At 46.9% G+C, this 11,668-nt stretch carries 4 protein-coding genes; all 4 read right to left on the bottom strand.

Annotated elements, in window-relative coordinates:
* Positions 1 to 137: 137 nt before the first annotated feature.
* Positions 138 to 1,607 (bottom strand): RagB/SusD family nutrient uptake outer membrane protein, encoded by a 1,470-nt coding sequence (locus ABDW33_RS26170; protein WP_343693064.1) that lies wholly within the window; start codon positions 1,605 to 1,607, stop codon positions 138 to 140.
* Positions 1,608 to 1,619: 12 nt separating this feature from the next.
* Positions 1,620 to 4,739, bottom strand: a complete 3,120-nt coding sequence (locus ABDW33_RS26165; RefSeq protein WP_343693063.1) for a TonB-dependent receptor — start codon at positions 4,737 to 4,739, stop codon at positions 1,620 to 1,622.
* 288 nt (positions 4,740 to 5,027) lie between these two features.
* Complete coding sequence (locus ABDW33_RS26160) at positions 5,028 to 9,296, bottom strand: sialate O-acetylesterase (protein ID WP_343693062.1); 4,269 nt, start codon at positions 9,294 to 9,296, stop codon at positions 5,028 to 5,030.
* A 1-nt stretch (position 9,297) separates the two neighbouring features.
* The gene (locus ABDW33_RS26155) at positions 9,298 to 11,622 is read right to left on the bottom strand and encodes a TIM-barrel domain-containing protein (RefSeq protein ID WP_343693061.1); all 2,325 of its coding nucleotides are present in this window, start codon (positions 11,620 to 11,622) and stop codon (positions 9,298 to 9,300) included.
* Positions 11,623 to 11,668 lie beyond the last annotated feature (46 nt).

Below are 11,668 nucleotides of genomic sequence, written 5' to 3'. Positions count from 1 at the left end.
TCGGGATCTATTTGAAAAACTTTCCTTCTCAAAACGATTACCCAAAAATCAATATAGGGCGACCCTTAAAATGCTATATAACTCAAAAAAATGAGAGGGTGCCTCATTTACTTATGAGACACCCTCTCTTCTTTTTATTAATAACCCGGGTTCTGATAGTATAATCCCGGTTTTATCTGCATCTCGGATTGTGGAATCGGGTACAGCTCCTGTGTCACATCCATAGATTTTGCGTAATTGGTCTGCAACCACGGATTCATTACCTCTAAACATCTCCCCGTTCGTATTAAATCTCCCCAATAGATCCCTTCCCATGCCAGTTCATGTCTTCTTTCCGTTTCCAGTATAAGCCTGAATGCTGATTGCGATACACCGGAAACAGAGGTAAGTCCCGCCCTTGTCCGGATCCTGTTCACCAGGTTCAGCGCTTCCGCTGTAGGACCCGTGGTCTCATTCACGGCCTGTGCATACATCAGCATTACATCTTCAGGCCGCAGAATAGGAAAATTGATTCCCCAGTCTGAACTACTGAGAATAGAAGCAGCGGCAGATGAGTCAAGATACTTTCTGAAGTAGGCACGCTGGGTCATCACACCAGCTTTATTTCTGTACACCGTGTCGAGGATCACGAATTTTCTTTTATCACCTGCTTCAAAACTATTGATAAGATCAGCGGATGGGAACCCCTGCATGTAATACGCGCCATAAGGCGTTATTTTGGTATCCATGTCGATGGGAATCACCTCTCCGGGAACCGGATTCCCTAACCCTTTTCCACCTGACAGGTATTGTACTTCGAATAGGTAGTATTTATTATCGCTGGATGTTTTAAAGATCTCTGCATAGGTTGGTGCAAAAATCCATCCGTTATTCTCAGCATCCAGTACCTGGCGGAATACGTTGATAGCATTGGAATAATTTTCCGTTTTGTTAAAAGGATAGCCTGCCATAAACATATAAGCACGGCCTAATAACCCCAGCGCAGCGAGTTTGGTTGCACGCCCCTTGTCTGTACCACCGTAACTGGCAGGTAAAAGTGATGCCGCTGCTGTAAGCTCACTCACGATAAAATTGTAAATCGTATCTGCTCCTACACGGGGGTAACTGAGCACTTCCGCGGAAGAAACGGTGCGATCGATCAAAGGCACTGCACCGAAAGCTTTCACCAGCTCAAAGTAGGCAAGCGCACGAAGGAATTTACATTCCCCCTTCATCCTGCTACGCCTGGTTGTATCAGTGAATGGAATATGATCGATCCTGTCCAGCACCTGGTTGGCTCTTTCTATCATTTCATAATCATTGGTCCAGGCAGCTTGCAATGTACCCAATGCCGGCGTAATTTCAAATGCGGAGAGGCTGAAGTAATCTCTTGCTGCATCCTGTCTGTCTACATAGTAGTTATTGGAACGTACTTCTGAAAGATATAAATTATTTACGTCAGGAAAGGTGAGCAGTTTGTTATAAACCCCACTCACAGCCTGTACGATGTCATTCTCCGTTTTATAAAAACTACTTTCATTCTGATTGGAAATAGGCGCCGTGTCCAGGAAATCTTTGTTACACGCCACCAGTATAGCGAAGCAAATGATTGCGGAAATATATTTCATGTGAATCGATTTTTATAATCCGATATTAATACCCAGGCTGTATGTTCTTGCAGTTGGATAACTGGACCAGTCGCTCAGGTAATCATACTGAAAGGCTTCAGGTGAATAACCCCCGGAATAATTATCATGCATCCAGAGGTTGTCTACACTGAAATACAGCCTGGCATTCTGTAAGCCTTTTACAATACCGGGCCGGAAGTTGTAACCGAGGGTGAGGTTTTTGATCTTGTAAAATGCACCACTGTACAACCAGCGGGTGTCATACAAACTGGCCGTAGAGGCATCGATACGGGGAGTCTTCCCATCCCCCGGCTGACTAAGACTACGGAAGCGGTTCACCCAAACCTGCTTCGCATTGTAGTTGCCCAAACCAGTAGTGGGACGATCAATGTTGCGGCCGAACATACTGAAGATCTGGTTGCCCCATTGCCCCTGGAATAAAACAGACAGGTCAAATCGTTTATAATTGAAACGGTTTGTCATTCCCCAGGTATAATTGGGGTCGGGGTGCCCTACTTCCGTCATATCATTGGCATCGATAGAGCCATCTTTGTTCACGTCCCGGTACACGGGATCTCCGATGATGCTGCTGACCCTTTTAGGCTGATTTTTCAGCTGTTCTTCCGTCTGGTATACTCCAATGGCATCATAGAGTACATAAGAGTATAATGGCCTTCCTACGGCTATTTTCACGGTACTTTCCCAGCCTGTATAAATAGGGGTATTATCATTATTGAGCTTTACCACCCTATTTTTGTTCCAGGAAAAATTGAGGGAGGTTTCCCAACTGAAGTTCTTTGCATTGATGTTTTTTGAATTCAGGTTGATCTCATACCCCCAGTTCCTTACAGAACCGATATTGGCATTTTCCTTTGTGAAACCGGTCGCTCTCGCTACCGGTACACTGAGCAGGAGGTCTCTGGTCATCTTATCGTAGTAGTCAAATGAGATGTAGAGACGGTCATTCAGCACACTGGCATCAAAACCCACATCATTGGAGGTTGTTTTTTCCCAGCGGAGATGAGGATTCGTGATGCTGGTAACAGAGAAGCCTGTGGATTGTGCAGGTGTCTCTCCAAATGCATAGTTGGTACTGGTCACCAAACCAATTGCCGGATAATCTCCACCGATTCTGTCATTACCCGCAATCCCCCATGAATAACGAAGCTTCAGGTCATTGAAGATATGTTTCACACCACGCATGAAAGACTCATCACTGATCCTCCATCCAAGAGATGCAGCTGGGAAAGCCCCCCACCTGGAATCTTCACCAAAGCGGGAACTACCATCCTGCCTGAAGCTCACTGACAACAGGTACCGGCTATCAAAATTGTAGTTAACACGACCGAAAAAAGAAGCCAGTGTACGTTTCGATTCGGTAGTATTACTGACTGTGACTGTAGAGGAACCCTGATCAAAGGTGTACAGGTTATCATTGGCAAATACCTTGTTGGTTTGGGTGCTGCTGGCGGCGTTGTTGCTTTCTGTACTTGCACCGGCTATAAAATTAAAACCATGCCGGCGCAGTTGTTTATCGTAGGTAAGCAGTGCCTGAAAGAGGTAGTATTGCGTACGGGCCGTCTTACGGGTAGCCGTACTTTGTGAGCCTTCTACTGCAGTACGCCTGGCAGAAGTCACAGCAGTAGGCTGGTAATATTTATAGTCACTGCTACTGCTGTTCCAGGCACCGGTCAGGTTCAGGCGAAGCCCCTTTGCCAAAGCAGCATTGATATACATCTGAGAGAGCAATTTGGTAAGCTCTGTTTTGTTCATTGTCTTTTCCATCACTTCGACGGGACTGATCTGATCTGCCACCCAGCGGTAAGCATCTGTGCCGATAGAACCGGAGTGGATGCCTACTCCTTTCTCCTGAATAGGTGCAGTACCAGCTACAGAAGGACCAATCCCCCCGCGTCCATCAATGCCTGCCCCATCTGTCCATGAGATGGAGGGTGATAGCTGCAGGCCTACTCTCACCCGCTCACTGAGTTTTATTTCCATGTTGGAACGGAAGGTATAACGCTTATAACCGGTGTTCGCGGCCATTCCATTCTGATCCATATACTCACCCGATAAAAGGTAAATGGCATTTTCATTTCCTCCTGAAGCAGAGAGATTATATTTCTGCATCCATGCCGGCTGGAAAAATTCATCCTGCCAGTTTACGTAATCGAGACTATCTGTACCGTAATTCCAGTAAGGATCATACATGTAGGTTGTATTGGCCAGTTTGTGGGTATTGGCGGTTGTACCGCCCAATTCACCTGCACGGAAAGCCATGTTATCACTGGCCTGATAGTTCTTGCCTTTTGTTCTGCCCAGGGCAGTCCAGGAAGAGTCGATAAGATCTTTCCTGAACTGGATCCATTGCTGAGGACTCATCATCTTCACTAACTTCTCCGGTGCCTGTCTGGCATAATTGGCCGAAAAAGCAATGACTGGTCTGCCGCTCTTTCCCCGTTTGGTAGTGATGAGCACTACACCATTTGAGCCTCTTGCACCATAGATGGCTGCTGCCGATGCATCTTTTAATACATCTACAGACTGTATAGTAGTAGGATCAATATCACCTAAATCATCAACCGGAACACCATCTACAATATACAATGGATCATTGCTGCCGGATACAGAGGCAGCACCTCTTACCCTTATTTGTAAAGCGGCTCCGGGAGTACCTGTGATGGACTGTACCTGCACACCGGGCATCTGGGCTGCCAGTGCCTGATCAATGCGGGTAATAGGGCGGTCTTTGATCTGTGCTTCGCCGATAGAAGCTACGGCACCTACCAGGTTCTTTTTTGCAACACTACCATAGCCGATGACTACAACTTCATTCAATCCCTTATTTGATTTGGATAAGCGGATAGTGAGATGTGGACCACTGACGGTCACTTCTTTCTGATCGTAACCGACGTATGAGATGACGAGTACGGCATTGTCCGGCACATCGAGGGTGAATTGTCCCTGTGCATTGGTGGTGATACCCTTCGAAGTACCTTTTACCTGCACACTCACCCCTATTAACGGGGATTGGTCCGCATCGTCCAGGACCTGCCCGGTGATGGGGCCAAATGCTGCATAGAGGCATTGCGGCAGGAGTAGCAATGCTGCTGACAATAAAAGTTGTTTCATAACGCTTTCGTTGGTTGATACTAATGAAAAAAGATTAGCCAGGCTACCAGTGCGGTAGCAGATAAAATGAGAATGAGCAATAGTTTTTCTAACCGTTTAAGACGCGTGAGCCGTTGTTGGTGGTAATGCGGTTCCATTGGGTAAAAGTAGCAGTAGGGCCAGGCCGGAACAATGGAGGATTGTACTATTTAATGGAAAATTTGACAGGTTGTAGCAAAACAGCTGTTTCCAGCCAAAGGCGGAAACAGCTGTAAGACGGCGGCTATAATACAAAGAATGCCCAATAGTTTACTGATCAGTTTTGAATGGACCTGCCGGTAGCCCCGCTTTATTATAGAGATTCGTTACAGGATTACTGGCCCATCCATACCTTACCATTACAGGTTTTGAAATTTCAGGCGCCGACACGACCACCGTATTTCCTTCAATGCGTGCATTCGCAAATACGAATTGCTGATCCGCACCTGCTATCGCAAATCCTTTCAGCGTATCACCTTTTATCACCAGCCCTCCATCCACATGATCAAAATATAACCTGATCTGCCTGCCTTGTACTTCCATTTTCGAAAACATAGGACCACTGCAGGCATTATTCTGCCCATAAGTTTTTGCTGCTGCAATCAGTGCCAGCCGCAATCCTATTACCTGCTTATCTTTCGGATGTATATTACCCGGATCTTCCGGATTGGCATTATCTATTGCTACAGCCATCCCGCTATTCGGTATACTTAAATTCTCCAGCTGCGCCTGCCTGATCAACACCGTTCCATTCTCCTTTACCGGCAATGAATCCACCTTTCCATAATTCGCCAGCTGCACATAATAAAAAGGAAAATCTCCCTGGCGCCATTCACGCCGCCAACTTGCTACCAACGTCTCCATCAGCGAACGATAAATGCCTGGGTTATTCGTATTGGACTCTCCCTGATACCAGATCGCTCCTTTAATCGTGTAAGGAATTAAAGGCGCTATCATTCCATTATACAATACCGCCGGACTGTGCTGATCATGCTCCGGATCCGGATCTTTGGGACTTTTCGGCGGATCTCTATGTGCTGCTTTTGCTTCCGCTGCAGCAGTATTAAATTTTTCAATCGCTGTTTTAAATTTTGCACGCGCTGTAAAACTTGTATCATACAGGGCTTTCCGCTGCGCATAATTATCCAGCAGCGACTGAAAATTGTGATCTGCCAGGGCTTGCCTGCTTATCCAGGCTTCAGCCGTACTACCTCCATACGCAGTTGTCAGCAGCCCTATCGGCACCTGCAACTGCTGTTGCAAATAACGCGCAAAGAAATAAGCCGTTGCTGAGAAATGCCCAACCGTAGCAGGTGAACAAACTTCCCATTTCCCTTTTACATCACGCTGAATAGTATCCGTAGGTGTAAAGTCTGTATCAAAGACCCGGATAGCCGGGTAATTAGCAGCTGCAACTTCCGTAGCTTCATTGTACACGCCACACCAATACCGGTCTTCGCGTGCTACCGTCATATCCATATTAGACTGACCGGAACAAAGCCACACCTCTCCTAAATAGACATCAGATAAGCGGATATTATTAATGGCCAGTGTATAAGGTCCACCTGCTTTGGCAGTAGTCAATACCGCCTGCCAGCGACCATCCTTACCAACCGTTGTAGCAATTGTCTTATTATCCCAGCTATTCCGGATCGTCACCTTTTCGCCGGCAATCCCCCATCCCCAGATATTTACATCCGCATGCTGCTGTAAAACCATATGATCGCTTACCATTGCAGGCAAACGCACCGCTGCTGGCTTTAGTTCATCCGGGCTATCCTTCGTATACAAGTTGACTTTTCTGGAAGCACCGGGCCGGAACAATTCCTGGATCACAGGCAACTTCACTTCTATGGCAGGATCGAATGTAGCAGACTGCATATACTTCAGTAAACTATATCTTAGCTGCCGGGTCACAATCCCCTCTTGCTTCAGATCAATGCTGGAAATCATCAGGCTTCCCTTTCCTACTTTAGCTTCTACCAGCATACCAATTCTCCTGTTCAGGAACCAAGTATCTATATTCTGAATTAATGGCATCAACGTAGCCGGGAAATCTGACAGATCCATCACCTGTGTATTATTCACCAGCTCCCACCATTGATAATCACTATAATAATCCGTGGGAAATGCAGCGAACAAAGGATGCTTAGGATTACATAAAATACCTAACGTGTGCGGCGGCCGCATCTTAAACCAGGACGTATTCCAGAACACTGGTGTAAAGTTCTGCACGACTTCCTTCCCCCGTTGTATCTTTCCTGCCGCCAGCAGCAAAACCTTACCGCCATTCTGCAACACCTTCTGCGCAGCTGCATCCAATGTATCACATATATACACCCCTTTCTCAGCAATCTCCAACGCAGCAGGATATACCCACAAAGACCAGCTGTTGCTGATCTCCGTTCCCTCAAGACTTATTTCCAAAGTAATTTTACCTGCATACGCCAGCGGCACCTGCAGATCACCTAACGGAATATTATCTCCCAGCGGAATTTGCATAACAGGAAAGGTACCCTGCTGCAACACCTTACCTGCCTGATCTTTTATCTTCCATACAGGACGTGCATCATTCAATGCACTTTCTCCAAAGTTTGTGACAGCAATAGCTGCATGCAATGTATCCTTTGTTGTATATACAAATTTCTTTATCCTGGCTAATAATACTGTCGGACTACAAAAGCGGCGCCACTCTTTATCACTGATGTAAGGTTTGTCATTCCAGAAAGGATCTAATACACCCACCAGGGCAGTTCCCTGCCCGGGATAATCATTGAGCGACAACAACTGAAAACCCGCTAACCCAGGTGTACGCAACGCTGCCTCTATTTCCGCCTTATAACATAAAACCTGCAACTTTCCTGAGGCCATTAAGAAATCATGTGCTGATGCGCCCATATGATGCGCGGTAAGCTGATCACGAAAGATCTCGAAGTTCTTCGCCTTATATAAACCTGTATACCTGGGTATCTCGCTAAAGTCAGGATACACACACCACTGCCCCATTTCATGACTCACATACGGCACATGAAAATCCCTGATCCGGTCATAATAATCAAAATCACTGCCCGGCAAAGCAGACCATCGTAAACCCCTTGCCCCTGCTTTTACCATGTACTCATTATCAGGTACCAACGGCCAGCTATTTCCTACAGAAGCACCTGTATAAACACGCCTGCTATCCTTCGCCTTCCAATAAGCAATAAATTGTGTCAGATAGTCTACCTGGTGTCCTCCCTTAGGTTCATTGCCATATGCCAGCATACAGAAAGACGCATAGTTACCATACGCTTTCGCCATTCGGTTCGTCTCATCATAAATGTATTGATCCACTGGCAACCCATCGCCTAATGATGTTCCATGATTGGCCCAGCTGGGTCCTTCCGGTTGCAGGTAAAAACCCACTTTATCTGCTGCACTAAAAGCCGCTTCCGGCGGGCACCAGGAATGGAAACGCATGTGATTAAGACCATAAGATTTTGCCTTCCGGAAAATACGTATCCAACTCTCTTCATCCATTGGGGGATAACCTGTTAACGGGAATACCGCATTATCTACCGTACCACGCAAAAACACAGGTCTTCCATTCACCATAAACCGGGTATTGTAAATACTGAATTCCCGCATACCAAAGGTGATGATCCTTGTACTAATCCCGGCATTGGCAGGTATCATCTGTACCTTTAATGTATACAGGTTCGGATGAAATTCGTCCCATAACAATACATTACTGCCCATCGGATAATCAATCACAACAGAAGATGTATCATCTCTTAAATCAAACGGTACTTCCTTCGCAGGTATCCCGTTGGCTGCAAGCAATAGCTTCCCCGATACAGGTCCTTTGCGGCCTATCAATACTTTAATCCTGGCCAGATGATGCTGAATATCCGGGTATACCTGTACATCCTCCATCCACACCGTACTCCCCGCATTCAGTTCCAGCGCACCAATCGTTCCATTCCAATTCCCCTGCGTATGATCTGTCAAACTATGTGAATCAGGTCCTACATTAATCTCTTTGATCCTGTTATCAATCCGCACAACGATCGTGTGCTTTCCCGGCGTCAGCAACGCAGTCAGGTCATATACATGTGGTGCACTCAGGCTATTCTGCATCCCCGCCCGCTGTCCGTCTACATACACCACTGTTTCCCAATGTGGTCTCTCCATCGTAAACGTAATACGACGTCCCTTCCAGTCAGCCGGGATATCCACCCCTTTCTTATACCAGGCCGGTCCTACATAAGTTTTCGCCGGTGTAAGCCAGAAAGGAAACCTGATGTTTCCCGGCACCCGATATTTCGCCATCTCAGGATTAAAGTACCAGGAGCTATCATAAATACTTCCCGTCCATTTTGTGTTCGCCGACACATCCACCCCTTTACCGTTTTCCAGCATAGATCCCGGTAACTTTACCGTGCTCCATTGACCGGCAGAGTCAGTGGTGAACTGCCATTCTCCCTTCAGGGAGATCGTTTGTGCTTTTACAGATAGCATACAGCAGAATAGCAGCGCTATCAGTCCTGTTTGTTTCATATCAGTTAATGACTATCGTATTATCTTTTGTAGCGTCGATGCCTGCCAGTATGTATACATGGTTAGCAGTATCATATTGGCCCTTACTATTGGCAGGTGCTTTCTCCGTATGCACCCGGAGGGTAAAGGTCCTGATGGGGGCATGATAATTTCCCGCTGGTGCACTGATGTGTATGCGGCAGCCGCCGTTTTCTGTCTGCTGGTCTATGTGGGTAATGGCATAGATCCCCTGCTGGTATTGTAGGCTCCTGCCATCATCCATGTATAATTCCGTTTTGCTTTCAGCACCAGGATATACTTCCAGTATGACGGTGTCAATTTCCCGTTGCCCTACATACTGCACTACAGGTTGTTTGGGTATAATACTGCCAGCTTTAATGAAGATAGGTACTTTGTCCAGCGGGCATACGGCATTCACATACACCTTCCCTTCATAATGCCTGCCTGTCCAGTAGTCGATCCATTCTCCTCCGGGTAAGTATACCACGCGTGTAGCAGCTCCTTTTTCCGTTACAGGACATACCATCATATTCTCTCCCAAAAGATACTGGTCTGTGATATTGTATACATTCACATCATCCTGGTATGCCAGTACAAGGGCCCTCATAATTGGGGTACCGGTTTTATATTGCTGGTAGCTGGCACTATAAAGGTAAGGCAGCAGGCTATATCTCAATTCGTCATATTGCCTGAAAATATCAGTTGCTTCCCGCCCGTAGCGCCAGGGTTCCTTATAACCAGGATGATCCATGCCGAATAAAAGGGCAACGGGACTCAACATACCAAATTGCACCCAACGTATATACAATTCCGGGTCGGCCGGTTGCTCAAAACCACCCATACAATGTGCCCAGTACCCTACACCGGACACGCCTATATTTAATCCCGCCCTGATCACAGGTCCGAAGTACTGCCATTGACTGGGCCAGTCACCCGCAAAGATGAAGGGATAGCGCTGGATGCCGGCATACCCCTCCCGGGTCTGATTCAGGCCGCGTAGCTGGTTGTAAGCAGCAAATTGTTCATACGCCGCTTTGGCATATGCGATCGGGAATACGTTGTGTAAACGTTGTGCTTCCGGTCCTCCGGGTCCTGTCTTCGCACTTTCATTGGCCAATGCTCCAAAGGCACTACCCTCATCCGTCTTAAAGAAACGTGCACCAATTCCTGCTACCTTCATTGCTGCATGATTCCACCACCAACTCACAGCTGCCGTGTCAAAATAGTTGATAAATTCACCGGGGTTATTAGCCTCCGGGTAGGTATAATGCAGCGCTCTCGCTGTATCTAACAACCGGAACCGCGTCCCGTTATCTATCCTCGGCCGGATATGCAGTCCGACCATATTATAATGCAAACCATAAAGGGTATCGAACATTGCCTCCGGATGGTGAAAGGTCTCTCTCCATTCAAATGAGGTGGCCCCCTTTCCCCCATTCGTGCCAAACTGACGCCAGGTAGAATCCAGGAAAAGAATATCTACAGGGATACCCATTTTTCTAAATCTGCGTGCCAGTTCGATCACGTAGGCTGCAGAAGTCTGCTCCTCATGTCCCCAGGTTCCACCACTGTAAGTACCTACATGCAAACCGAGGGCAAATTGGGGCAATAAAGGTGACTTACCCGTTAACTGTGTATACAGATCCAGTATACCTGTAAATTGGGGACCATATATAAAATAATACTCCAGCGGCCCGTGAGCCGCTGAAAAACTGTAGGTTTCCGGTTCGGTACTCCCCATATCCCAGGTGGAATTGTAGGTCGTATGCAGGAATATACCATACCCCTTAGTGCTCATAAAAAAAGGTACCGGACTATAATTCGCCTGCAATACATTGTAAGCGCCCACGATATGGGGTTTCTCCTTGCCGCGGCCAACTTCCAGCTGTACCTTCTTGCCCCGCTGATCTAAAAAGTCCATACGCTCCCCAAACCCAAAGAAGTGCTCGTCGGCCTGAAGGGTTTTCCTGACTATTGAAGAGTCTGTATTTTTATCTGCGCACAGCAACTGACCAATCGCTGTATACACGGCTAACTGTCCGGATGCATCGACTATCACCCGCAGACTGGCTGTTGTGAACTGTAATTCCCCTTTCTCACTATTCACCTGTACCGAAATGCTATCCCAGTCATACCGGTTCACCATCAGCGGCTCCTCTACAGGAGTACCATAACTGACCCTGAACATAGCAGGTGTACAAAATTCCAGCTGAAAGTTTCGCGTAGCGGTGTGGATCTGAAATGCGTTCTGTTGCCTGATGAATTGCTGTGCCCGGGCCGGCATTAACACATACAAACAAATTATCGTAAATATAGACCTGATCATACCCTCAAATCTATTCCCTATCCCATAATTGTGCAATGGATTATTG

This window comes from Chitinophaga sp. (genome assembly GCF_039596155.1).
Classification (GTDB): domain Bacteria; phylum Bacteroidota; class Bacteroidia; order Chitinophagales; family Chitinophagaceae; genus Chitinophaga.
Note: the sequence above shows the minus strand (reverse complement) of the source record. Positions and strands in the feature narration are given on the sequence as shown.